We start from the raw sequence: 24,135 nt of genomic DNA, 5'->3' as shown, positions 1-24,135 counted from the left end.
TGGTGGGCGATACCGGGCTCGAACCAGTGACCTCCTCCTTGTAAGGGAGATGCTCTACCAACTGAGCTAATCGCCCTGCCATCGATGGAGGTGCATTATAGGGATCCCTCGTTCTGAGTCAACGGTTTTTGAATAGATTTTTTCTGTTCGTTGTAAAAATAAGCAAGATGTTCCAATATTCACCAGAAAAGAACCTTATTTAACCAATAATTAAGCTTTTGTATCACCCAACCAATACAATATTAGAACAAAAATATTTTTATGCTGAGAAATTGCCTATCCTTTTTCTTTTTTTACGGATTTTATTTGCATCAACATCGATAACTTGATTGAGGTATCACTTTAGAGTGATAGAATAGAACAACATTTTAGACATGCTGACGTGTTTCTCTGGTGACCGATAGCGAGAAGAAATCTTTCGCTCACACATCAATGATAGGCTGTTTATATTTAACGCTTCCCTATTATTTAGAGAACGTTGGCATGTTAGAAACCACGTATCGCAATTAAGGCAATCTCGATGAGTAAAATTAAAACCCGTTTTGCACCTAGTCCAACAGGGTATTTACATGTTGGTGGAGCGCGTACTGCGCTTTATTCCTGGTTATTCAGCCGCCATAATCAAGGCGAATTTGTTCTGCGTATCGAAGATACGGACTTAGAACGCTCAACTCAGGAAGCTATCGATGCCATTATGGATGGTATGAACTGGTTAAATTTGAATTGGGATGAAGGCCCTTATTATCAAACGAAACGCTTTGACCGTTATAACGATGTTATTGACCAAATGCTTGAAGCAGGTACCGCTTATCGTTGCTACTGCTCAAAAGAGCGCTTAGAAGCGCTGCGTGATCAACAGATGGCATCAGGTGAAAAGCCTCGCTATGATGGCTGCTGCCGTGATCACGCCCATAACCATACGCCTGACGAGCCGCATGTTGTTCGTTTCCGTAATCCACAAGAAGGCTCAGTTATTTTTGATGATAAAATCCGTGGCCCGATTGAGTTTAGTAATCAAGAGTTAGATGACCTCATTATTCGCCGCACCGATGGCTCACCAACTTATAACTTCTGTGTGGTTATTGATGACTGGGATATGGAAATTACTCACGTTATCCGCGGTGAAGATCATATCAACAATACCCCACGCCAAATTAATATCTTAAAAGCGCTAGGAGCACCTGTTCCTGAATATGCACACGTTTCAATGATTTTAGGCGATGACGGTAAAAAACTCTCCAAGCGTCACGGTGCTGTAAGCGTTATGCAATATCGCGACGAAGGGTATTTACCAGAAGCACTACTCAACTATTTAGTTCGTTTGGGCTGGTCACATGGCGACCAAGAGATTTTTTCTCGTGAAGAAATGATTGAATACTTTAGCTTAGATGCAATTAGCAAATCAGCGAGCGCATTCAATACCGATAAGTTGCTTTGGTTAAACCACCATTATATTAATCAATTGCCACCAGAAGAAGTTGCCGTTCACCTTGCATGGCATATTGAGCAACAAAACATCAACACTGAAAATGGCCCGCAATTAGCTGAGTTAGTTAAATTGCTCGGTGAACGCTGCAAAACATTGAAAGAGATCGCTGAATCCTGCCGCTACTTCTATGAAGAGTTTGATGAGTTCGATGCAGATGCCGCGAAAAAACACTTGCGCCCTGTTGCACGTCAACCATTAGAAACGGTGAAACAAAAACTGTCAGCAATTACCGATTGGACAGCAGAAAACGTTCATCAAGCTATCGAGCAAACGGCCGCTGAATTAGACGTTGGTATGGGTAAGGTCGGCATGCCATTACGTGTCGCTGTAACTGGTGCGGGTCAATCCCCTGCGTTAGATGTTACCGTTCATGCGATTGGTCAAACACGTGCTATTGCACGCATTGATAAAGCGTTGTCGTTTATCGCCGAACGTGAAGCCTCAGCCCAGTAATTGATTTAATTAAGCCCCTGTGATGGTTAGCATCATAGGGGTTCACACCTTATCAACCTTATAAGCACTCCTCTAATCTCTATACACCCCCTTATTCATTGACGAAATGCTCTATAATTCAGCAATTAAACTTAAAACCACATTATTTGATTGACACCCTGACATTGCTTGAATATTATGCCCTCCGTCCAAAAGATTTTGTTTGGGGCTATAGCTCAGCTGGGAGAGCGCTTGCATGGCATGCAAGAGGTCAGCGGTTCGATCCCGCTTAGCTCCACCATCTAATTCCCTGTTAGGTGGTATCAAAATCATTTTGTTGGGGCTATAGCTCAGCTGGGAGAGCGCTTGCATGGCATGCAAGAGGTCAGCGGTTCGATCCCGCTTAGCTCCACCACCTTATATCCTGTCAATAGTTAGTCAGCCTATCTCTGTTTTATCCCAATATAATAGATTGGTTCGGGATGTCATCCGGTTTTACTTCAGAAAAATAGCCGCTATTGAGATATAACTCTTCCTCATACTATGGCTGTTTTTGATGCACTTCTTGTAAGAAGAAGTGGTTGCGGCTAGCCATGAATATCTATCACCACCGCATCCCTATTGTGCCGTATATCCCCCATCGACGGGTATAAATGCCCCTGTAATAAAACTGCTATCATCAGAAAGTAAAAATGCGACTGTTTTTGCGATCTCTTCACGCGTTGCCATGCGCCCCATTGGGTGAGTCGATGCCATCCATTCTTGAGTTTCTGTTGGTAGATTCATTATATTTGGCGTTGCGACATAACCAGGACCGATAGCATTAATCCTCACCCCTTTTTGAGCATACTCTAGTGCCGTTGCACGAGTTAGACCTAAAACAGCATGTTTTGCCGCTGTATAAGGTGAAATACCCGCAATACCAGTCACGCCATTACATGCAGATAAGTTCACGACGGCTCCGCCTCCCGCCCTGACGATTGCAGGTAATCCGTATTTTAATCCATAAAAAGTTCCACTCACATCAGTTGCGATAACGGCATCCCAATCCGCTAGTGGATAATCCTCAATAGTAACGCCATGAGGTCCTGTGATCCCTGCATTATTAACCAAATAGTGTAACGCCCCACACTGCTGCTCAATTTGTGTAATTGCTGCTTTAAATTGCTCGTGACTTGTCACATCCATCACTAAAGGAATAACACGTTCGCCACTTTGGTCTATCTTATTGGCTGCTGTTTGTAATGATATTTCGTTGCGTCCTGTTATAAACACCGTCGCACCACATTGGTATAAATGTAGTGCAATTTCTTCACCAACTCCTGTTGATGCGCCTGTTACTAAAGCGACTTTCTCTTGTAAATTTTGCATACTCCCTCTCAATATGATTAACTAAAGTTAATTAACCACACTGTATATGATTAACTTTAGTTAATCAATAGTCGATTTTATCGGATTGATAAGGCTATACTGTGTCAATAATCACTAACATGATGAAATAACATGGCAAATCAACTCGAAGATGCACTATCACTTTTGCAATGTACCTTGGTTGCGAGGCGTTTAAGCTTTACACCTGAACAGGTCACTTGGGGGCAATATGATGTATTAGAAATACTTCGGCTCAAAGGGGATCAAACACCAGGGCAATTAAGCCAACTGTTAGGCATATCTCGGCAGAATTTATCCAAGTTTCTTCGAGCACTAAAAGCACTTGGGTTCGTGAGCCAATACCAATCTGAACAAGATAAGCGAGAATTAATCACTCACTTAACCGATGAAGGTCGGGATTTTTTACAACGTGCAGCAACAGGCCGAAAAGAAAATGCCGCTAAAGTCAGTAGTGCTTTAACAGCGAATGAACAAGCTTTGTTTATCCAGCTTTCACAGAAAGTCACTGCGGCTTTAGGCCATGACTGACCCAATACAACTAAACTCGTTTTAAAGGCTTTACAAGGCCATCTAGCCCCTCTATTTTTAAGCCTAATGCCATTTCCATCAGTTGCCCTAATCGCCCCTGTGGAAATGCCCCTTTTTTGTAAAACCATAGCAGGTATTCTTCAGGAAGATCGATCAATACACGACCTTGATATTTTCCAAATGGCATCCGCGTGTTTGCCATATCAATGAGATCTTGTTTTTCCATTTTTTCCTCTAAAAGCAAAAACGGCATTCATAATGAACGCCGTTTTACACTTTACCACGCTTTTATGTTTTACAGAATTAAGCCAACAACAGCCGCTGATAGGAAGCTAACTAATGTTGAACCAAACAGCAGTTTCAAGCCAAAACGTGCAACCGTGTTACCCTGTTTCTCATTTAAGCCTTTGATTGCCCCTGCCACAATACCGATTGAGGAGAAGTTAGCAAAAGAGACTAAAAATACCGATAAAATACCGACTGAACGTGTTGATAACGTTGCTGCAACCTCTTTTAGGTCGCCCATTGCGACGAACTCGTTAGTGACCATTTTTACCGCCATGATCCCACCGACTTGCAATGCTTCTTCAGCAGGGATACCTAATATCCAAGCAAATGGGTAGAACACGTAGCCCAGCATGGTTTGGAACTTGATATCAAAAATCGCCATACAGATACCATTTACCATGGCAATCAAAGCGATAAAACCGATTAACATGGCTGATACGATAATCGCAACTTTAAAGCCGGCAAGGATATATTCACCCAACATTTCAAAGAAGCTTTGACCTTCATGAATATTGGTCATCTGTAACTCTTCTTCGGCTTCAGGTGGGTATGGGTTGATTAAGGAAAGGATCACGAAAGTACCAAACATGTTAAGTACCAATGCTGCAACCACAAAGCGCGGTTCTAGCATGGACATATATGCACCAACTATCGACATAGAAACCGTCGACATTGCCGTTGCAGCCATGGTGTACATTCTACGTTCAGACATTTTGCCTAGCTGATCTTTATAGGCAATAAAGTTTTCAGATTGGCCTAATAGCAGTGAGCTAACCGCGTTAAAAGACTCTAGCTTGCCCATACCATTGACTTTAGATAGAACCGTACCGATCACACGGATCACAAGAGGCAGCACCTTAATATGCTGTAAGATACCGATCAGTGCGGAAATAAAGATGATTGGGCAGAGGACTTGCAAGAAGAAAAACGCTAGATTGCCTTCGATCATGCCACCAAAAACGAACTTGGTCCCTTCGGCTGCATAACCTAATAAATGGGTGAAAACACTTGCAACGCCTAGTACGAATGAAGAACCGACATTAGAATTCAAGAAGAAGTATGCTAATGCGATTTGAATAACCAGTAGTTGAAAAACATAGCGTAGTCGTATCGCCTTACGGTTACTACTGGCTAAGACTGCAAGAGCGCCAATTACAACAAGGGATAGAACAAAATGCAGGATCGAGGTCATATGCGACTCCATACAAATTTAATAAAGCGGTTTATGTATCTATTCTATGTAATAGCCGACATTTAAATGAGACGGGAATCACATTAGTATGAAAACGACCCCAGTGTATTTTGCAAAAAATATATACCGATCACATTATTACAGTAAATTCTAATTCTTAGGTGGTAGATTGATACAGATCATATCATTACCCATTTTCTGGGTAATGATACTTCAAACTCTCGTTAATTATTAGGCTTCTAATAAGCGAATTAGCTCATTTTCGTCAATGACAGGTATACCTAGCTCATTTGCTTTTGCCAGTTTTGAACCTGCCGCCTCACCTGCAATGACTAAATGCGTCTTCTTAGAGACACTGCCAGAGACTTTAGCGCCGAGTGCCACTAATTTATCTTTTGCTTCATCCCGTGTCAGTTGGCTCAAAGAGCCCGTCAATACCACGGTTTTCCCTGCAAATGGACTATCTATCGTACTCACATCTACAGCAACAGCTTCTGGCCAATGAATATTCGCCTTATCTATTAACGCTTGAATGACAGTTTGATTATGCTCCTCGCGGAAAAAGTTAACGACATGCTTAGCCACCACATGACCAACATCTTGTACCGTTTTGAGTGACTCCTCATCTGCCGCCATTAGGGCTTCAAGGGTGCCATAATGCGCCGCTAAATTTGCCGCGGTAGCCTCACCGACCTCACGAATGCCTAACGCATAAATAAAACGAGCGAGAGTCGTTGATTTCGATTTATTTAGGGCTTCCACTAAATTTTGTGCCGACTTTGGCCCCATGCGATCTAAACCCGTCAATATCCCTGCACTTAATTGGTACAGATCAGCCGGATTTTTCACATATTCTTTTTCAACTAATTGGTCGATGATCTTATCGCCCATGCCATCCACATCCATCGCACGGCGTGAGACAAAATGTTTCAGTGCTTCTTTACGTTGTGCACCACAAATCAACCCACCAGTACAACGCGCAACGGCCTCACCTTCGACACGTTCCACATCAGAGCCACAGACTGGGCAGTGAGTTGGGAAAACAATTTCTCGGCTATCGGCTGGGCGTTCAGACTCAACAACACTCACAATTTGAGGTATCACATCGCCCGCACGACGGATCACAACAGTATCACCGATATGAACCCCTAAGCGCTCAATTTCATCAGCGTTGTGTAGCGTCGCATTACTGACTGTCACGCCGGCAACTTGAACTGGTTCCAAACGTGCAACAGGCGTAATTGCTCCGGTACGTCCAACTTGGAATTCAACATCTTTTAGCAATGTCATCTGCTCTTGAGCCGGGAACTTAAACGCCGTTGCCCAACGAGGTGCCCGAGACACAAAGCCTAACTCTTCTTGGGTTGCAATGTCGTTAATTTTAATGACGACCCCATCAATATCAAAGCCTAATGTTGGGCGAGCTTTTTCTATCTCATGATAAAAGTCCAATACCGCCTGAGCGCCTGTCCGTAATTGCACATACTCACTTACAGGTAACCCCCACTTCTTAAATTGCATCAGTCGCTCATAATGAGTATCTGGCAGTGTTTCGCCTTCCACCAGCCCCACGCCATAGCAGTAGAACGTTAAAGGCCTTTTCGCTGTAATACGTGGGTCTAATTGGCGTAATGACCCCGCTGCCGCGTTACGAGGGTTAGCGAAAACTTTTCCACCCGTACGGCGCGCTTCCTCATTCAATGCTTCAAAGCCTTTTTGTGGCATAAATACTTCACCACGAATTTCTACCCTAGCAGGAATATTTTCACCCGTTAAACGAAGTGGAATAGCACGAATTGTACGAACATTAGAGGTAATATTTTCCCCCACAGTTCCATCACCGCGAGTAGCGGCTTGGACGAGTTCGCCATTCTCATACAGTAAGCTCACCGCAAGGCCATCTAATTTTAATTCACAACAGAAGGTTTGTTCTTGCTGATCTTTTAATCGGTCTCTCATGCGTTTGTCGAAAGCAAGATAGCTTTCTTCATCAAATACGTTATCAAGCGATAACATCGGTATTTCATGACGTACGGTGTCAAACGCCGCTAATGGAGCCGCACCCACTCGCTGAGTCGGTGAGTCACTGGTGATCCATTCAGGATGTTCCGCTTCGATAGCCTTCAGCTCTTCCATGAGTTTGTCATATTCTGCATCAGGGATTTCAGGTGCATCTAATACATGATATTGATATTCATGATGACGTAATTGTTGTTTGAGTGTATCGAGATGTTGTTTTGTAGTCATGTTTCACCAGTAAAGATAAAAAACCCCCAGTTAAGGGGGTTTCGTTGATTCTGATATTTAATTCAGTGTGTTGCGGATCCGAGCATGGTACACCTCAATTTTCTGAGGTGTGAGCATTTTACGCTCATCATCAAGGACTACCCCCCCCACATCGGAAGCAATACGCTGTGCAGCTTGCAACATCAATTTGAAATTTTGCCCTGCTTCACCATACGATGGCACCATCATAAACATAGAGATACCCGGAGTGGTGAACTCTGACATCGTTTCTGGATCAAAAGACCCCGGTTTCACCATATTAGCAAGACTAAATAAAACCGGCCCTGTTCCCGATGGATGCACATGTCGATGGAAAATACGCATTTCACCGAACTGGAAGCCCGCTTGAAGAATACTTTGCAACAGCGCTTCACCTTGTAGAACTTGCCCCTGAAGTGCAGCTACATGAAGAACCAGAACCGTCTCCTTGTTGTTCTCTGAAGATTGGTTTTGCGGTTGTTCAGTTTTCTTCTCAGTGTGCGCCTGTTCCTGTTCATGGTGTGTCGGCTGTGGCCCCTCTTGCTCTTCGTGAATGTCAAAATCAAATTCTGGTTGTTCAGGCGCATGCTGAGTGCGCCCATTCGCTGTAGAGACTGGTGTCGCTATTGGTTGAACCGTTGGTTCCACCTTCATCGCGGGTTGTTCATTTACAGCATTAACGCGCGAGTCAATATCAGATTCAACAGGCTCTGAACGCTCAGGCGTAATATTTAATACAGGCTCGGTATCACGAGTAGAAGATGTAATGGGTGGCAAATCAGGTTCGGCACGACGTTCTTCTTGAACCTGACGAGCAGGCTCAGAAACTACCGGTGAAGAGACGGGAGGCTCTACCTTTTGAGTTTCACTGAATAATGCAGAATCATCATCATAATCCGATGATTTATCCTGACTGTCATGTTTTCGGCGTTTTACGGGACGATCACGGAATAACTTAGAGCGCTCTTTACGGCTGGTCCATAAACCATGCAGTAATAACGCAATTATGGCTATCGCACCTACGACCACTAATATCAGACGCAAATCCTGCATCGCTGCTATCTCTAATTGTTGAATGATAATGCCACCACGGCAAAAAATAAGCCAAAATACTTTAAGTTGCAAGCCAAGGCGCACTCCCGCTCCCCTCGCCCCGCATTGCGGTATGATTTTGGGGATTTCAGCGGTAAAACGCCGTCAACCGAAAAACAACTTAAAAAATGACGGATATATCTTAAGATTATTTGTCAAACGTGCTAAGTGCAACCCCCTAAACGATTTTCTGATAAGAAAGAGACAATTCTGCTTTCGTTTGCTGCTTTTTTAAGCAAATACTGACTAGCCAGCCTAAAAACCTATCTATATGATACATAGTCAACCGCAAAGGAGAGAATAAGAAGTATGATACAATCGACAGATTCGCAACAAAAAAGCCATTCAGGTTTTTATTACTTCGTTCAAGGATGGCGTCTTGTTACACGTCCAGGTATTAAACGTTTTGTGATTCTACCACTTTTAGCCAATATCATCTTACTTGGTGGTGCATTTTGGTGGTTATATACCAAACTTGGTGGTTGGATTGACCAAGTCATGAGCTATATTCCTAGTTGGTTACAATGGCTTGATTATCTTATTTGGCCTATTTCCGTTATTTCGATTTTACTTATATTTACTTACTTTTTCAGTACGGTTGCCAACATTATCGCCGCACCGTTTAATGGTTGGTTATCCGAAAAGCTCGAATCAGAATTAACCGGTGTGCCCGCCCCTGATGGCGGTATTGTTGATATCGCAAAAGATGTTCCACGCATGGTTAAGCGTGAGTTTGTTAGGATCGGTTATTATCTTCCGCGCGCTATTGGCTTATTAATTTTGTTTTTTATCCCTGGTATTGGGCAAACTGTTGCTCCCATTCTTTGGTTCCTATTCGGTGCGTGGATGATGTCAATTCAGTATTGCGATTATCCATTTGATAATCACCGCGTTAGCTTTAGTGAAATGAAAAATGCTTTAGCCAAAGACCGCATGAATAATATTCAATTTGGTGGAGCAGTTAGTGTGTTAATGATGATACCTATCCTTAACTTGATTATTATGCCTGTTGCCGTTTGTGGCGCGACCTTAATGTGGGTTGACCAATACCGCGCTCGTCATGCACGCTATTAATTATTCACTGATTTGATCAAGAGTGCGGGGGGAATTTACACCTCGCACTTTTTCATCTTCAACCTCCCTCAGACCACAGACACAGCGCAACATATTTTATGATAGGTGCTTGTGTCACAACCTTTTACTTATAATTTTTCCATATAAGATAGCAATTCGTTATAAGCTTATACTTAATTTATATTTGCAATAATAGCGAGTTCACGTATGTTTGGAGTCAATCTTATCTATCATTCTCAGTTCTAAATAGGCAACTGCCTGATTATAAGGATATCCCATGAGTAAAATTTATGATGATAATTCGCTAACCATTGGTCATACCCCGTTAGTACGTTTAAAGCATTTCGGCAATGGCAATATCTTAGCGAAAGTTGAATCACGCAACCCAAGTTTCAGCGTTAAATGCCGTATTGGTGCGAATATGATTTGGGATGCTGAGAAAAAAGGACTTCTGACCAAAGAAAAAGAGCTGGTTGAACCTACTAGTGGTAATACAGGGATTGCTTTGGCGTATGTCGCCGCGGCTAGAGGCTACAAATTAACATTGACCATGCCTGAAACGATGAGCGTCGAACGCCGTAAACTGCTTAAAGTATTAGGGGCGAATCTTGTATTGACTGAAGGCGCTAAAGGGATGAAAGGCGCCATTGAGAAAGCCGAAGAAATCGTCAACAGCAATCCGCATAAGTATATTTTGCTGCAACAATTTAATAATCCAGCTAACCCTGAAATTCATGAAAAAACGACAGGACCTGAGATTTGGAGTGATACTGACGGTAAGGTTGATGTTGTTATCGCGGGTGTGGGAACCGGGGGTACTATCACCGGTATCGGTCGTTATTTGAAAAAAACCAAGGGCAAAAATGTCACTCTGGTTGCGGTAGAGCCTGAAACGTCCCCTGTTATTAGCCAAACGCTAGCAGGAGATGAAGTCAAGCCAGGCCCACATAAAATTCAAGGGATCGGGGCTGGTTTCATTCCTGGCAACCTAGATATCACGCTTATTGATAGAGTATTTAAAATCAGTGATGATGAAGCCATTCAAACTGCCCGCCAATTAATGGAAAAAGAAGGGATCCTAGCAGGGATTTCATCAGGTGCTGCTCTTGCAGCCGCAGTAAAACTCGCAGCTGAACCTGAATTTAAAGATAAAAATATTGTTGTTATCTTACCTTCATCAGGCGAGCGCTATTTATCAACGGTTCTATTTTCCGATCTATCCGCCGAGTAATTTTAAAAACCGTTAATTAATCGTTAAAAAAGCACCTATTTGGTGCTTTTTTTGTGGAATGGATCAAACTTTAGCACGTATTGAGATGATTTCTGACCTAGGGTTTAGTATTAAACATAGTAATTATTTTGAGCCACGAAATTAATCAACTTTAAGTCAAAGATTTGTTCAATTACTCATATTCTTTGCGATTTAAATTGACATTATTTAGGCCAATAAACTGAAAAAGTGTTGATACGCAACAAAGTAGGAAACCTTTTTAACAGTTAATAATCTAACAATACGCAAACCTAAGTTTATTCAACTACACTAGCTTAGGTCATTATAAAAAACTAAAGTTATTGAGGAAATAATATGTTCCAGCAAGAAGTCACTATTACAGCACCTAACGGCTTACATACTCGCCCTGCCGCTCAATTTGTGAAAGAAGCCAAAGCATTCTCTTCTGATATTACTTTGACTTCTGGTGGCAAATCAGCAAGCGCAAAAAGCCTATTTAAGTTACAAACTCTAGGCTTAACTCAAGGTACTGTTGTGACAATTTCTGCCGAAGGCGAAGATGAAAAACAAGCAGTTGAGCATTTAGTTAAACTGATGGGTGAGTTGGAATAACCGCACAAGCAAGAGAGCCTGTGTCACCGCATTAATCTTCATCCCTGAATGGCATCATTCAGGGATATCAGTTTACACACAGATAAGCTTACTGTTGTCTTTTCAACATCAGAACACCTACCCGCAGTAGTAAGGTAATATTATGATTTCAGGAATTTTAGTATCCCCAGGTTTTGCTTTTGGTCAGGCTTTAATCCTCAAAGAAGATCCTATCACTGTCAGCACAAAAAAAATTACTGACGACCAGATAGAAACCGAGATCCAACACTTTATTGAAGGACGTAACAAATCAGCCGAACAGCTCAGCTTCATTAAAGAGCGAGCCGAAAAAAATCTTGGTGCAGAAAAAGCTGAGATCTTTGAAGGCCATATTATGCTGCTGGAAGATGAAGAGCTTGAACAAGAAATTGTCTCTCTAATCAAAAGTGATAAAAAAACAGCTGATGCCGCGGTTTACTCCGTTATTGAGGATCAAGCCCAAGCGCTCGAAGCACTTGATGATGAATATTTGAAAGAGCGTGCTGCCGACGTACGCGATATTGGTAAACGCCTATTAAAAAATATCCTCGGTATGCCTATCGTCGATTTGAGTGCCATCGACAAAGAGGTTATTTTGGTTGCAGCTGACCTAACACCGTCAGAGACGGCACAATTAAACCTTGATAAAGTATTAGGTTTCATCACCGATTTAGGTGGTCGTACATCACATACCTCAATCATGGCTCGTTCACTGGAGTTGCCTGCCATTGTCGGCACCTCAGATGCCACCGCGAAAATCAAAAATGGTGACTACCTCATTCTAGATGGTGTCAACAACCACATCTATCTGAACCCGTCAGATCAAGAAATTGATAAGCTGAAAAAATTCAATGAAGAATATCAGCAAGAAAAAAATGAACTGGCAAAATTAAAAGATTTACCTGCAATCACACTGGATGGCCATCAAGTCGAAGTGTGTGCAAACATTGGTACTGTACGCGATGTCGCAGGTGCTGAGCGTAACGGTGCTGAAGGGGTTGGTTTATACCGCACTGAGTTCCTGTTTATGGATAGAGACTCACTGCCAACTGAAGAAGAACAGTTCCAAGCATACAAAGCTGTTGCCGAAGCAATGGGAAGCCAAGCTGTTATTGTGCGTACCATGGATATCGGCGGTGATAAAGACCTGCCATACATGAATTTGCCAAAAGAAGAGAACCCATTCTTAGGCTGGCGGGCAATTCGTATTTGCCTTGATCGCAAAGAAATTCTACATTCTCAGTTAAGAGCTATTTTAAGAGCCTCAAGTTTTGGTAAACTGCGTATTATGTTCCCGATGATTATTTCCGTTGAGGAAGTTCGCGAACTAAAAGCAGAACTTGAGATGCTAAAAGGTCAATTACGTGAAGAAGGCAAAGCCTTTGATGAATCAATCGAAGTTGGTGTCATGGTGGAAACCCCTGCCGCAGCGGTTATTGCTCATCATTTAGCAAAAGAAGTTGACTTTTTCAGTATTGGGACGAACGATCTCACTCAATATACTCTAGCTGTTGACCGTGGTAATGAGCTGATTTCTCACCTCTACAATCCAATGTCGCCTGCTGTATTGAACTTGATTAAGCAAGTCATCGATGCATCACATGCAGAAGGCAAATGGACAGGAATGTGTGGTGAATTAGCAGGTGATGAACGTGCAACCTTGTTGCTGCTTGGTATGGGGTTAGATGAATTTAGTATGAGTGCAATTTCAATTCCTCGTATTAAAAAATTAATTCGTAATGCAAACTTTGCAGATACTAAAGCACTGGCTGAGCAAGCCCTTGCCCAACCAACCGCAGACGAATTGATGAAACTTGTTGATACCTTTATCCAAGAAAAAACGTTATGCTAGGAGCAGCACATTAGTTCGGTCCCATATAAAAACGATTAGGAGAAGGTCCATGGGTCTGTTTGACAAACTGAAATCACTGGTTTCGGATGATAAAAATAGCAGTGGCAGTATTGAAATTATCGCACCTCTATCGGGTGAAATTGTCAATATTGAAGATGTTCCCGATGTTGTTTTCGCTGAAAAAATTGTTGGTGATGGTATCGCCATCAAACCAGCAGGGAACAAAATTGTCGCTCCTGTAGATGGGACTATTGGTAAGATATTTGAAACCAATCATGCGTTTTCTATTGAATCTGATGATGGTATTGAACTATTTGTTCACTTCGGTATTGATACAGTCGAACTGAAAGGTGAAGGCTTTAAACGTATCGCTGAAGAAGGGCAATCCGTTAAAAAAGGTGATTTGGTTATCGAGTTTGACCTTGCATTGCTGGAAGAAAAAGCAAAATCAGTTCTAACGCCTGTTGTGATTTCTAATATGGATGAAATTAAAGAGCTGACTAAGCTTAGCGGTAGCGTTACCGTGGGTGAAACAGTTATTATGCGCGTTAAAAAATAACGGCAATCCCTTTTAAGCTTTTCAAATAAAACCACCAGATAGCGTTGTATGACCTCTGGTGGTTTTTTTATGGCAGGATAAAATCCATCGCCATCATATCTGTTGCAATCAACGACTCACCTATATTCGAGCACATTGATGCTTTTGTCAGTGTCTAGATGGCGATGCTAATTAATCGTCAAACACGCCCGTAGAAAGATAGCGATCGCCTCGGTCACAAATAATGGCAACGATCACCGCTCCCGGATTCATTTTAGCCACTCTCAAAGCGCCCGCAACCGCGCCTCCTGAACTAACACCACAAAAGATACCTTCTTGTTTAGCGAGGGCTCTCATCGTCTCCTCAGCCTCTTCCTGATTAATATCTAAAACGGTATCAACGAATTCCTGATTGAAGATCCCCGGAAGATAGCCTGGCGACCAACGGCGGATCCCCGGAATTTGGCTTTTTTCCGCTGGTTGTAAGCCCACAATCTGAATATGTGATGATTGTGATTTTAAATAACGACTGACACCCGTGATAGTTCCTGTCGTTCCCATACTTGAAACAAAGTGAGTCATGCGCCCATCGGTTTGCTGCCATATCTCAGGGCCTGTGGTCTTAAAATGGGCTAATGGATTATCGGGGTTATTAAATTGGTCAAGGACCTTCCCTTCCCCCTTCGCTTCCATTTCTTGAGCTAAATCGCGAGCGCCCTCCATGCCAACTGAAGTACTGACTAAAATGAGTTCAGCACCATAAGCCTTCATTGAGGCTTGGCGCTCTTTACTCATATTTTCGGGCATCAATAGTTTGAGTTTATAACCTTTGACTGCGGCGATCATTGCCAAAGCAATCCCGGTATTGCCACTCGTCGCTTCAATCAATGTATCACCAGGTTTTATTTCACCACGTTTTTCCGCTTCTGTGATCATTGAATACGCAGCTCTATCTTTGACGGAGCCAGCCGGATTATTACCTTCTAGTTTGACCCAAATTTCAGCGTCCATCCCCTGTGTCAAACGCTGAAGTTTAACTAGCGGCGTATTACCTATAAATTGTTCCAGAGTTGCCACTGTCTATTCCTTATTCTATTTATCTATAATCACCATTTCGAATGATATAGATAGTATCCTAACACCTACAAATTAGCAGCATGAAAAAAATTCACTTATATATCAGTAATTAATAATTCTGGTCGATGTTATTACTAATATCGATATATGATGTGTTTACAGGGAATTTGACTGAAAATAGTCTCAAAAAAATGCCATTAGTCAGCTCAAAAATGGTCAGGCAGGCATAAATTGCGTTTTAATATCGAGGGATATTGCGTTGATGAAATAACAACATCAACGCAATATTAGGAATGGTTAGGCACTTTTAGCTAACTGGGGAAAGAAGAGCTCATTTTCACCTTGGTAAATTTTAGCCTGTTGACTACCAAGGAAATAGTGCTCACCACGCACAGGCGTTGCATGAGAAGATTGCCAAACTACAGAGAGAGGTTCATGCCCCCAACCTATAGGCTGTACCGTTAACTGCCAGAAATGCCCTCTCGGCCCTGATTCAATCACACGAACCGGTAATCGGTGCTGTTCATCAACGTCTTTCTTCAGTGTTATATCCCATGGACGTAAAAACACATCCACCTCGCCTTGTTGGGCACTTGCATGATGTAGAGGGAATTCATAACCATCAATATGTAACTGAGAACCTTTAATTTGCCCATGGAGTTGATTCACTTCCCCCATAAACTCCAACACAAAACGCGTTTCAGGACGTTGCCAGATATCATCAGGAGTGCCAACTTGCTCAATATGCCCCTGACTCATCACCACTATTCTATCGGCAACCTCCATGGCCTCTTCCTGATCATGGGTGACAAATACACTGGTAAACTTCAATTCATCATGTAATTGACGTAACCAGCGGCGCAATTCAATACGTACCTGAGCATCCAACGCACCGAAAGGCTCATCTAGCAATAAAATTTGTGGCTCTACAGCCAAGGCACGGGCCAGCGCAACACGCTGTTTTTGCCCTCCTGAAAGCTGAGAAGGATAACGAGAGGCCAAATGCGCCAACTGAACCATATCAAGTAATTGCATGACTTTCTGCTTGATAGCTTGCGATGATGGGCGTTGTTTTCTTGGCATAACGGTGAGACCAAACGCGACATTGTCAAACACCGTCATATGACGAAACAGGGCATAATGTTGAAATACAAAGCCAACATGCCTATCTTTAGCATGAATACGGCTAACATCTTGACCATGGAAGCGTAATAAGCCATGGCTATGCTGTTCTAACCCTGCAATAATCCGTAACAGTGTCGTCTTACCTGAACCGGATGGACCGAGCAGTGCCACCATTTCACCAGATGCAATATCTAATGAAATATCTTTCAACACTTGCGTCCTACCAAACAATTTCCCAATTTTTTCAATTTGAATACTCATGGTAAATGAACTCCTGATTCGGATTGCTGCCGGCTCAAATGCCATTGCAATGCACTTTTAATAATTAAAGTGATAATCGCCATTACAGCTAGGATCGCAGCAGCAGTAAATGCGCCTACGGTGTTATAGTCTTGATGCAATAATTCTACTTGTAACGGTAGCGTATAGGTTTCCCCGCGTATGGCACCAGAAACAACGGACACGGCACCAAATTCACCTATTGCTCGAGCATTAGTCAGAACAACACCATACAATAGTGCCCAACGGATATTTGGTAAGGTAACTCTCCAAAACATTTTCCAACCTGAAGCGCCCAGTAATACTGCCGCTTCATCTTCGTGACTACCTTGGCTTAACATCAGTGGAACTAATTCCCTAACTACAAAAGGACAGGTCACAAAAATGGTCACTAATGCCATACCGGGCCACGAGAACATTAATTGGATATCATAACTTTCTAGCCAGCCCCCAAACCAACTGTTGGAGCCATAAAACAGTAGATAAAGTAACCCCGCGACCACTGGCGATACCGCAAAAGGAATATCGACTAGGGTTAATAACAGTTGCCTACCAGGGAACTGAAATCGAGTAACTAACCACGCGAGCATGGTGCCAAAGATCAAGTTGACAGGCACCGTTATCAGTGCAATAAGGACCGTCAGTCCAATAGCATGCAACATGTCCGCGTCATTCAAATTCATTAAAACCGCATCAATACCTTTGGAAAAAGCGGTCAAAAATATCCAAATAATTGGCACCACCAACAACATGACTGAAAACAATATGCCAGTGATAATCAAAGGCCATTTAGCCCAATTAATCGGTTGACGAGAAGCCCCCGTGACAGGTGTAACCTGAGCCATTACTTTCCTCCCAACCTTTTGCCAAAGCGGCTTTGTACGACATTGACGCTAAATAGCAGTAATAATGAAACCGCTAAAATAACAGAAGCAATCGCACTCGCTGCTGGGTAATCAAACTGTTGTAACTGACTAAAAATCATCAAAGATACGACTTCAGTTTGCCAAGCAATATTTCCTGCAATAAAGATAATGGCGCCAAACTCCCCCAAACTTCGGGTAAAAGACAATACTGTTCCTGCAATTAATGCGGGAGAAACTTCAGGCAATACCACCCGTCGAAATGTTTGCCAACGGCTTGCACCCAATGTTTGTGCCGCCTCTTCATATTCAGGCCCAAGCTCTTCTAACACAGGCTGTACCGTTCGTACAACGAACGGAATACTGGTAAAAGCCATTGCGACAGCAATGCCGAGCCAAGTATTTACTACTTTAATATCAAAGTGATGCAGAAACTGCCCGTACCAGCCAGACGCTGCAAATAACGTAGCTAATGTTAAACCTGCCACCGCGGTAGGTAAGGCGAAAGGCAAGTCAACAAGACCGTCTAAAAAAGTGCGGCCAGGAAAACGATACCGAGTCAAAATCCAAGCGAGCAGCATGCCAAAAACCGCATTAAATAAACTCGCAACCAGTGCAGCCAGTAAGGTGACTTTATAAGCGGCAACGACTTGCGGATAGCTGATCACATCCCAATATTGTTGCCACGTCATTTCAGATAACTGAACGACTAACGCACTCAAAGGTAGCAGCAGGATCAAACAGGTATAAAATAGGCTGCTACCTAGTGTGAGGCCAAATCCTGGCAAAAAACGTTTCCCTGACTTACGCATTAACGGCGCCCTTCTGCCATCAATTTGTCAAACTCTCCGTTCGTCGCAAAATGGGTCTCCATCACCGCAGGCCAACTCTTAAACTGTGATTCGACCGTAAATAAGCGGGTTTCAGGGAACTTATCTTTATTTGCCGCCATGACTGCCTGATCGTTCACCCGATAGTTAAATTTAGTGATAATTTCTTGAGCTTTTGGACTATATAGGTAATTAAGATAGGCTTTCGCCACCTCTTCCGTACCATTTTTCTGAACGTTTTTGTCAACCCAAGCAACTGGGAACTCCGCCAGAATATCGACAGGAGGAACGATAACTTCATAGTCCGTTTCACCATACTGCTGACGAATATTGTTCACTTCTGATTCAAAGCTAATCAATACATCCCCAAGGCCTCTTTCAATAAAGGAAGTTGTGGCACCACGCCCCCCTGTATCGAACACTTCTACATTTTTCAAAAACTGCTTCATCTGCTCGCGGGTTTTCTTTTCATCACCTTTATTTTCTTGCGCATAGGCTCCCCATGCCGCTAAATAAGTGTAACGACCATTACCCGATGTTTTTGGATTTGGAAAAATCAGCTTCACGTCTTCACGCGCTAAATCATCCCACGTTTTAATGCCCTTTGGATTACCTTTACGCACTAAAAACGCCATCGTAGAGTAATATGGTGAGCTATTATTCGGTAATCTTGCTTGCCAATTTTCAGGGATCAACTTGCCTTTATCATGCAAGATTTGTACATCTGTCACTTGGTTATAAGTCACCACATCAGCCTTTAAACCTTGCAAAATAGCTAAGGCTTGTTTCGATGAGCCAGCATGTGATTGCTTGATCGTTAATTTGTCATCAGGGTGCTGTTCATTCCACTGCTTTTCAAATTCAGGGTTTAGTGCAACAAATAGCTCTCGGGCGATATCATAAGAGCTATTGAGCAGTTCAGCCGCTACCAACGGCGCGCTCCCCATCAATGAAAATGTTGCGAGACTCGCTAAGGCTGTTTTCTTTAAAATCGCTTTTTGCATTAGGCACCTACTTATGACTAAACCAAAACTACGCTAATGAGGTTACTTTATCTGCTTTGTTTATAACTGTGTAGCTATCAATTGCCTTTTAATATATCAAATTGGTATATTCAAGAAATTATGGCAATAAGCAAATAAATTATATTAGTTATCATAAAGTTGACTGCGTGAAAGGCCTTCATGAAGGCGCTAAGCAATAGAAGGGAAATGTAGGATATTGACGCAAAAGTAAATTGCCGCCAGATGGCGGCAATAAGAATAATTTATAACGACAATAAAGTGTCAATTGAAGGGGCAAAATAGTAGCTTCCTGATACTGCTTTGGTCATGCGTAACAGGTCATCATATTTACCATCTTTTTCACCAAACATACTCAAAAGCTGCTGTTCAATATTATGGAGGCGCGCGCAATACGCAACGAAGAATAAACCATGTTTGCCGCTTGCCGTACCATATGGCAAGCTATGACGCATAATCGACAGCTCTTCCCCATCTTCTTCAACCACCACGCGAGAAACGTGTGAAGTCACATTACGTTCGCTTTCATCCAGCTCCACACTGTCTTTTTTGGTGCGACCAATCATTTTCTCTTGTTCTTGTTCAGAGAAACGGTCCCATTTATTGAGGCTGTGCTCATAACGCTGAACAAGAATATAGCTGCCTCCCATATCAATGCCATCAGCAATTAATGCAACTTCAGCAATTTCTTCACCTTGTGGGTTTTCGGTTCCATCAATAAAGCCACTTAAGTCGCGCTCCTCAACCCAACGGAAGCCGTGGATCTCTTCTTCGACTTTAATTGCTGAGCCGAATGCTTTTAGTGCCGCCTGTGCCAATGAAAAGTTAATATCATGGCGTTGAGATTGGATATGAATAAAAATATCACGCTGTGTTGCTGGCGCTAACCCTTTACCTAATGGATGAAATGGTTTTAACTCAGGCGCGCTTTCCGGTGTTGATAGCTGTTTCCAGATATCAGAGCCGAAGGCCACTACAGCCCCTAATCTATCTGTTGGATACTGCTCTTGTAATTGAGTCAGTGTTTCAACAAAACGCTGACAACCTGTTTTTATATCAGCCAGAGACCCTTGCACCATTGCTTCAATGAAAATACCGAAACGGCTATGATCTTTCAAAATACCGCTCTGAGAATGAGACATGCTAATCAACCTCTTTTAAATAATTTATTATTTATGTCTAGCGATATAGTATCTCATCGATGACGATTTTCACCTGTTTTAACGCAAATATTGGCTAACATTTAGAAAAATGCACAATTTATTCTTAATAAGATAAGTGGGTTAAGAGGGGATCGTATATTTAGGAGGGAATAACAACGTATTTTACCTTAATAAAACACGTTGTTATATCAATTAAATGTTTAGAACATAATCCAAAGCTATCGACCAATAGCTCTCTATCATCACGCTAAATCACCATTATTTTTTCCAAATAATTTGTGATACCGTCCAGCTCTTTAATTCATCATCCGGTGGCATTAAACCTTCTGGCCCTTGCCATTTACCATTAAATCGATAAATGATATGGGATGTTTGCGGGGCTACACATTCAACAGTCGGTTGATTATTAATTGGCTCAGCCATTTTACATGCGCCAAAAGCTTTTTCATAAATACCGCTAAATGATGAACCAATTTTCGTTCCCCATTCAGTTTTAATGTCAGGGTCATCCACAATAATACGTGAAACATAACCTTTTTCAGGGCCGATCACTTCAATTTTAACCGTCTCATCATCGATACCTTGAAACACGGTCACAATTTCACCTTGCTCAGTTTGCATCCCACTTCGTATCGTGTAACGGTTATCTAATCGCTCCTTGATGATGTCAGCTTGCATTGGTGTGAACCCAGTGATCTCCCCCACACCCGCTGCCTTCGCAGTAATAGGGCTACTAAACCAGTTCATTGGTGAAAGTGAAGACCAAAACCCCCCTGAGCCTGCACAACCCGATAGCAAAAACACACCACTTAGCGCGACTATCTGAGAAAGCTTCACAATTACACTTTTGGGCATAACATCCTCTATTTATTGGCTGACTGACTGCTTACTGTGACAACCTTTTTCTGAAAACATTCCAGTTTATAACGAAATAAACACACAACAGCATTAAAAATCCAAATCACGATCCAGTGTTTTTGTATAGATAAGCCTTGCTGGCTGCTCTTCTTCATATAACATTTTTTCGAACATACAGATAGCAGCGTCAGACTCCTCATTCACAAGGAACTCAATTCTGCCGCACCCTCTTGCTCGCAATTTTTTCTCTAAGCGACTAATCAGAGCATTGGCAATACCTCGGCCACGAAACTCTGGATGAACCGCAAGATAGCATGCCGTTCCCCTTATTCCGTCATATCCTCCCATCACAGTGCCAACAACCTCACCTGTCACTTCCGCAACAAGAAAAAGATCTGCACCACACTGGAGTTTTCGTTCAATATCAAGTTCAGGATCATCCCCAAACTCATTTAAATCACAGCGTTCCCACAATGTGATGACTTCTTCAAAATCGCTTTGGCGAAAGATGCGTATTTCCATGTTCATGACCCGTTTTAACTGAGTTTTCTGCCATTATCACCGCTTTTTGCGCACAATCAATATTCAATATGCCTTTTTTAACTCAAAAGGGTATACTTTACTCACTTTTTTTTACCAACCGTTCTATTGGAAAACAATGAATTACCCTGATATTTTTCAAGTAAAAACATTTTTGCTTGAACTACAAGAAACCATTTGCCAAAAAATTACTGAACTGGATGGTAAGGAAACCTTCCTAGAACAAACATGGGAACGCGCAGAAGGTGGCGGAGGCCGCAGCCGTGTGTTAACTCAAGGTGCTATTTTTGAACAGGCAGGCGTTAACTTTTCCCATATTCAAGGAACAAAACTCCCGAGTTCAGCAACCGCTCACCGCCCTGAATTAGCAGGTCGTAGCTATCAAGCTATGGGAGTCTCTTTGGTGATCCACCCTCTGAATCCCTATATTCCAACCACTCATGCAAATGTCCGTTTTTTTATTGCAGAAAAAGAGGGTCAAGATCCCGTTTGGTGGTTTGGTGGTGGTTTCGATTTAACCCCTTACTATGGTTTTGAAGACGATGTGATCCACTGGCACACCATTGCACACGACCTCTGCGCACCTTTTGGTTCAGAAACTTACCGCAAATATAAAGCGTGGTGTGATGACTATTTCTTTTTGAAACATCGCAATGAGCCACGAGGCGTTGGTGGGCTATTTTATGATGACCTAAACCAACCTGATTTCGAGACTTGTTTCGACTTCACACAAGCTGTTGGTCATGGTTTTTTAGATGCCTATGTACCTATCGTAGAAAAACGTCGCCACCATCAGTGGGGAGAAAGAGAGCGTCAATTTCAACTGTATCGACGTGGTCGTTATGTTGAATTCAACCTCGTGTGGGATCGCGGTACACTATTTGGTTTACAAAGTGGAGGACGTACAGAATCCATTTTAATGTCAATGCCTCCTTTAGTCCGTTGGGAATATGACTATCACCCTGAGCCCAATACCCCCGAAGCCAAACTGTATAGTGACTTTTTAGTCTCTAAAAAAGATTGGCTGGCGAAATAAGTGTAAAAATCATTTTTTATAAAGTCGCCAAAGCACTTGGCGGCTTTAGTAACAAAAAATAGCAAAAATTATCAAATATAATTAATTATCAACTAGTTACACTCATCTCTTTGTAGCTTATGATTCCATTTCCACCCACAAAATGGAGTCTATTTATGAATCATATTCTTGGTCGTTCCTATCTTCCCCCATACCTTGTTGATCACTTATATAAAGAATCTCAATGCCAAAAGCTTAAATCCACACTACTTCATATCAATGAATTAATGAGCAGAGGCTATTCGACAGAAGATAAAGAACACCTAAAACAGTTATTTACTTGTTCAGCCCGCCCAGGTACAAACTACGAACGCATCATCCGCGATGCACAGGAAAAAGCATTTTTACCTAACCATACCCATTCTAACCTACCTATCTGCTCTCGTTCTGACCTTTCACTGGAGCCTACCTATCCGAGTCCTGATGAACTTCATATGCCCCATGAAGACTATCTTATTGTTATGAAAGAAGGTGATCCTGCACAACCATACACACCCGTACAGATTGTTTATGATTCTATTGGCTATGTTAGGCAGTTTTATAAAGAGAAACTCAACATTGATAAGATCTTTGGTTGTGATTCGCAAATCAATGCGGTAGTTCATTTCGACAAAAATTATCCAAACGCATTCTGGAATTCACAAGCTATCTATTTCGGTGATGGTGATAGTATCTATTTTGGCCCGTTTTATAATGATATTGATATTATTGCACACGAATTAACCCATGGGTTTATTACCTTTACGACTGATTTTGATTATATTTTCCAGTCAGGTGCCTTGAATGAATCCGTTGCCGATGTTGTCGGTATTATGGTTAAACAGTATGTAGCAAATGAAACAGCAGCTGAGTCCAATTGGCTGCTCGGTGAAAACCTTTTTATCAATAAAGCCAAAGCTCCTGCTTTACGTTCTATGGCCGCACCGGGAACCGCCTATCGCCTTTCGGAAACAAACAGAGACCCACAAGTCGGTCATATGAGAGATTACAAAAATCTGTCTATTTTCCAAGACAATGGTGGTGTGCATATTAATTCAGGTATACCTAATAAAGCATTTTACCTGCTGGCGACAACGTTAGGTGGTTACTCATGGGAGGTAGCGGGACAGATTTGGATCCGCACTATGTTTGATAAGACACTTAGCACGCGAGCAACATTTGACGATTTCGCCAAAGCAACCATTAGAACAGCGACAGAAAAATTTGACCATCATGTCGTTAATCTTACTCGCAAAAGCTGGGAAAATGTCGGTATCTACGTTTAAGTTTGCAAATAAAATGCCCTGTCACTAACAGACAG

Annotated in this window: 22 protein-coding genes and 3 tRNA genes; 11 read left to right on the top strand and 14 right to left on the bottom strand. The window is 42.3% G+C overall.

Features of this window, described 5'->3' with window-relative positions; all coding sequences use genetic code 11:
• Positions 1–76: transfer RNA gene (locus I3B46_RS07655), tRNA-Val, on the bottom strand.
• Between the two features lie 444 nt (positions 77–520).
• On the opposite strand from I3B46_RS07655, the gene gltX reads away from it, so the two are divergent.
• From gltX to I3B46_RS07640, 3 genes are all read left to right on the top strand, one after another.
• Entirely contained in the window at positions 521–1,942 is a 1,422-nt protein-coding gene (gltX, locus tag I3B46_RS07650; protein ID WP_004921297.1) for a glutamate--tRNA ligase, read from the top strand.
• Between the two features lie 204 nt (positions 1,943–2,146).
• A tRNA-Ala gene (locus I3B46_RS07645) sits at positions 2,147–2,222 on the top strand.
• A gap of 38 nt (positions 2,223–2,260) precedes the next feature.
• Positions 2,261–2,336 (top strand) — tRNA-Ala (locus I3B46_RS07640).
• Positions 2,337–2,539: 203 nt separating this feature from the next.
• On the opposite strand, the gene I3B46_RS07635 is transcribed toward I3B46_RS07640, so the two are convergent.
• Positions 2,540–3,292, bottom strand: coding sequence for an SDR family NAD(P)-dependent oxidoreductase (locus tag I3B46_RS07635; protein WP_014656307.1), 753 nt, complete (start codon positions 3,290–3,292; stop codon positions 2,540–2,542).
• 132 nt (positions 3,293–3,424) lie between these two features.
• On the opposite strand from I3B46_RS07635, the gene I3B46_RS07630 reads away from it, so the two are divergent.
• Positions 3,425–3,841, top strand: a complete 417-nt coding sequence (locus I3B46_RS07630; RefSeq protein ID WP_004921302.1) for a MarR family winged helix-turn-helix transcriptional regulator — start codon at positions 3,425–3,427, stop codon at positions 3,839–3,841.
• 10 nt (positions 3,842–3,851) lie between these two features.
• On the opposite strand, the gene I3B46_RS07625 is transcribed toward I3B46_RS07630, so the two are convergent.
• The 4 genes from I3B46_RS07625 to zipA form a co-directional block, all read right to left on the bottom strand.
• Positions 3,852–4,067, bottom strand: coding sequence for a DUF3820 family protein (locus tag I3B46_RS07625; RefSeq protein ID WP_004921304.1), 216 nt, complete (start codon positions 4,065–4,067; stop codon positions 3,852–3,854).
• Between the two features lie 69 nt (positions 4,068–4,136).
• Entirely contained in the window at positions 4,137–5,321 is a 1,185-nt protein-coding gene (locus I3B46_RS07620) for a NupC/NupG family nucleoside CNT transporter (RefSeq protein WP_014656308.1), read from the bottom strand.
• Positions 5,322–5,552: 231 nt separating this feature from the next.
• Complete coding sequence (gene ligA / locus I3B46_RS07615) at positions 5,553–7,568, bottom strand: NAD-dependent DNA ligase LigA (RefSeq protein ID WP_104873592.1); 2,016 nt, start codon at positions 7,566–7,568, stop codon at positions 5,553–5,555.
• A 57-nt stretch (positions 7,569–7,625) separates the two neighbouring features.
• Positions 7,626–8,639, bottom strand: a complete 1,014-nt coding sequence (gene zipA, locus I3B46_RS07610) for a cell division protein ZipA (protein ID WP_151207855.1) — start codon at positions 8,637–8,639, stop codon at positions 7,626–7,628.
• A gap of 348 nt (positions 8,640–8,987) precedes the next feature.
• Here zipA and cysZ point away from each other — a divergent pair, with 348 nt between their 5' ends.
• From cysZ to crr, 5 genes are all read left to right on the top strand, one after another.
• Positions 8,988–9,752 (top strand): sulfate transporter CysZ, encoded by a 765-nt coding sequence (gene cysZ, locus I3B46_RS07605; protein ID WP_004921313.1) that lies wholly within the window; start codon positions 8,988–8,990, stop codon positions 9,750–9,752.
• Between the two features lie 277 nt (positions 9,753–10,029).
• A complete protein-coding gene (gene cysK, locus I3B46_RS07600; RefSeq protein ID WP_163761981.1) occupies positions 10,030–10,983 on the top strand; it encodes a cysteine synthase A in 954 nt (317 codons plus the stop codon).
• A gap of 354 nt (positions 10,984–11,337) precedes the next feature.
• Positions 11,338–11,595: a phosphocarrier protein Hpr gene (ptsH, locus tag I3B46_RS07595; protein WP_004921318.1), complete on the top strand. Its 258-nt coding sequence runs from the start codon at positions 11,338–11,340 to the stop codon at positions 11,593–11,595.
• Between the two features lie 142 nt (positions 11,596–11,737).
• Complete coding sequence (gene ptsI, locus I3B46_RS07590) at positions 11,738–13,465, top strand: phosphoenolpyruvate-protein phosphotransferase PtsI (RefSeq protein ID WP_004921320.1); 1,728 nt, start codon at positions 11,738–11,740, stop codon at positions 13,463–13,465.
• Between the two features lie 49 nt (positions 13,466–13,514).
• Complete coding sequence (crr, locus tag I3B46_RS07585) at positions 13,515–14,024, top strand: PTS glucose transporter subunit IIA (protein ID WP_004921322.1); 510 nt, start codon at positions 13,515–13,517, stop codon at positions 14,022–14,024.
• A 171-nt stretch (positions 14,025–14,195) separates the two neighbouring features.
• Here the strand turns inward: crr and cysM are convergent, their stop codons facing one another.
• The 8 genes from cysM to I3B46_RS07545 all read right to left on the bottom strand — a co-directional run bounded on the left by cysM (position 14,196) and on the right by I3B46_RS07545 (position 21,742).
• On the bottom strand, positions 14,196–15,080 hold the full coding sequence (gene cysM / locus I3B46_RS07580; protein ID WP_004921324.1) for a cysteine synthase CysM: 885 nt from the start codon (positions 15,078–15,080) through the stop codon (positions 14,196–14,198).
• Positions 15,081–15,377: 297 nt separating this feature from the next.
• Positions 15,378–16,466 (bottom strand): sulfate/thiosulfate ABC transporter ATP-binding protein CysA, encoded by a 1,089-nt coding sequence (gene cysA / locus I3B46_RS07575; RefSeq protein ID WP_104873593.1) that lies wholly within the window; start codon positions 16,464–16,466, stop codon positions 15,378–15,380.
• On the bottom strand, positions 16,463–17,329 hold the full coding sequence (gene cysW / locus I3B46_RS07570) for a sulfate/thiosulfate ABC transporter permease CysW (RefSeq protein WP_104873594.1): 867 nt from the start codon (positions 17,327–17,329) through the stop codon (positions 16,463–16,465). The genes cysA and cysW overlap by 4 nt, the downstream gene beginning before the upstream one ends.
• Positions 17,329–18,159, bottom strand: a complete 831-nt coding sequence (gene cysT, locus I3B46_RS07565) for a sulfate/thiosulfate ABC transporter permease CysT (protein WP_004921329.1) — start codon at positions 18,157–18,159, stop codon at positions 17,329–17,331. Before cysT ends, cysW begins: the two co-directional genes overlap by 1 nt.
• Positions 18,159–19,181: a sulfate ABC transporter substrate-binding protein gene (locus tag I3B46_RS07560; protein WP_004921332.1), complete on the bottom strand. Its 1,023-nt coding sequence runs from the start codon at positions 19,179–19,181 to the stop codon at positions 18,159–18,161. The genes cysT and I3B46_RS07560 overlap by 1 nt, the downstream gene beginning before the upstream one ends.
• A gap of 263 nt (positions 19,182–19,444) precedes the next feature.
• Positions 19,445–20,341 carry a Dyp-type peroxidase gene (locus tag I3B46_RS07555; protein WP_036940983.1) on the bottom strand — a complete coding sequence of 299 codons (897 nt, stop codon included), beginning with the start codon at positions 20,339–20,341 and terminating at the stop codon, positions 19,445–19,447.
• A 279-nt stretch (positions 20,342–20,620) separates the two neighbouring features.
• A complete protein-coding gene (locus I3B46_RS07550) occupies positions 20,621–21,217 on the bottom strand; it encodes an RpoE-regulated lipoprotein (RefSeq protein WP_004921336.1) in 597 nt (198 codons plus the stop codon).
• Positions 21,218–21,310: 93 nt separating this feature from the next.
• A complete protein-coding gene (locus I3B46_RS07545; RefSeq protein WP_014656314.1) occupies positions 21,311–21,742 on the bottom strand; it encodes a GNAT family acetyltransferase in 432 nt (143 codons plus the stop codon).
• Positions 21,743–21,878: 136 nt separating this feature from the next.
• Here I3B46_RS07545 and hemF point away from each other — a divergent pair, with 136 nt between their 5' ends.
• Positions 21,879–22,796 carry an oxygen-dependent coproporphyrinogen oxidase gene (gene hemF / locus I3B46_RS07540; RefSeq protein ID WP_004921339.1) on the top strand — a complete coding sequence of 306 codons (918 nt, stop codon included), beginning with the start codon at positions 21,879–21,881 and terminating at the stop codon, positions 22,794–22,796.
• Between the two features lie 155 nt (positions 22,797–22,951).
• The gene (locus tag I3B46_RS07535; RefSeq protein WP_014656315.1) at positions 22,952–24,100 is read left to right on the top strand and encodes a M4 family metallopeptidase; all 1,149 of its coding nucleotides are present in this window, start codon (positions 22,952–22,954) and stop codon (positions 24,098–24,100) included.
• The last annotated feature ends 35 nt before the right edge of the window (positions 24,101–24,135 follow it).

This window comes from Providencia sp. 2.29 (genome assembly GCF_015832305.1).
GTDB lineage: Bacteria > Pseudomonadota > Gammaproteobacteria > Enterobacterales > Enterobacteriaceae > Providencia > Providencia stuartii.
The sequence above is the reverse complement of the archived record's forward strand: the minus strand, read 5'-3'. Positions and strand labels throughout refer to the sequence as shown.

Coding starts and splice junctions, on each gene's coding strand:
- zipA (WP_151207855.1), bottom strand. CDS start 8,639: ATGCAGGATTTGCGTCTGATATTAGTGGTCGTAGGTGCGATAGCCATA.
- cysK (WP_163761981.1), top strand. CDS start 10,030: ATGAGTAAAATTTATGATGATAATTCGCTAACCATTGGTCATACCCCG.
- crr (WP_004921322.1), top strand. CDS start 13,515: ATGGGTCTGTTTGACAAACTGAAATCACTGGTTTCGGATGATAAAAAT.
- I3B46_RS07550 (WP_004921336.1), bottom strand. CDS start 21,217: ATGCCCAAAAGTGTAATTGTGAAGCTTTCTCAGATAGTCGCGCTAAGT.
- cysT (WP_004921329.1), bottom strand. CDS start 18,159: ATGCGTAAGTCAGGGAAACGTTTTTTGCCAGGATTTGGCCTCACACTA.
- I3B46_RS07625 (WP_004921304.1), bottom strand. CDS start 4,067: ATGGAAAAACAAGATCTCATTGATATGGCAAACACGCGGATGCCATTT.
- cysW (WP_104873594.1), bottom strand. CDS start 17,329: ATGGCTCAGGTTACACCTGTCACGGGGGCTTCTCGTCAACCGATTAAT.
- I3B46_RS07620 (WP_014656308.1), bottom strand. CDS start 5,321: ATGACCTCGATCCTGCATTTTGTTCTATCCCTTGTTGTAATTGGCGCT.
- ptsH (WP_004921318.1), top strand. CDS start 11,338: ATGTTCCAGCAAGAAGTCACTATTACAGCACCTAACGGCTTACATACT.
- ptsI (WP_004921320.1), top strand. CDS start 11,738: ATGATTTCAGGAATTTTAGTATCCCCAGGTTTTGCTTTTGGTCAGGCT.
- gltX (WP_004921297.1), top strand. CDS start 521: ATGAGTAAAATTAAAACCCGTTTTGCACCTAGTCCAACAGGGTATTTA.
- I3B46_RS07635 (WP_014656307.1), bottom strand. CDS start 3,292: ATGCAAAATTTACAAGAGAAAGTCGCTTTAGTAACAGGCGCATCAACA.
- I3B46_RS07630 (WP_004921302.1), top strand. CDS start 3,425: ATGGCAAATCAACTCGAAGATGCACTATCACTTTTGCAATGTACCTTG.
- I3B46_RS07545 (WP_014656314.1), bottom strand. CDS start 21,742: ATGGAAATACGCATCTTTCGCCAAAGCGATTTTGAAGAAGTCATCACA.
- cysZ (WP_004921313.1), top strand. CDS start 8,988: ATGATACAATCGACAGATTCGCAACAAAAAAGCCATTCAGGTTTTTAT.
- I3B46_RS07535 (WP_014656315.1), top strand. CDS start 22,952: ATGAATCATATTCTTGGTCGTTCCTATCTTCCCCCATACCTTGTTGAT.
- cysA (WP_104873593.1), bottom strand. CDS start 16,466: ATGAGTATTCAAATTGAAAAAATTGGGAAATTGTTTGGTAGGACGCAA.
- I3B46_RS07555 (WP_036940983.1), bottom strand. CDS start 20,341: ATGTCTCATTCTCAGAGCGGTATTTTGAAAGATCATAGCCGTTTCGGT.
- I3B46_RS07560 (WP_004921332.1), bottom strand. CDS start 19,181: ATGCAAAAAGCGATTTTAAAGAAAACAGCCTTAGCGAGTCTCGCAACA.
- hemF (WP_004921339.1), top strand. CDS start 21,879: ATGAATTACCCTGATATTTTTCAAGTAAAAACATTTTTGCTTGAACTA.
- ligA (WP_104873592.1), bottom strand. CDS start 7,568: ATGACTACAAAACAACATCTCGATACACTCAAACAACAATTACGTCAT.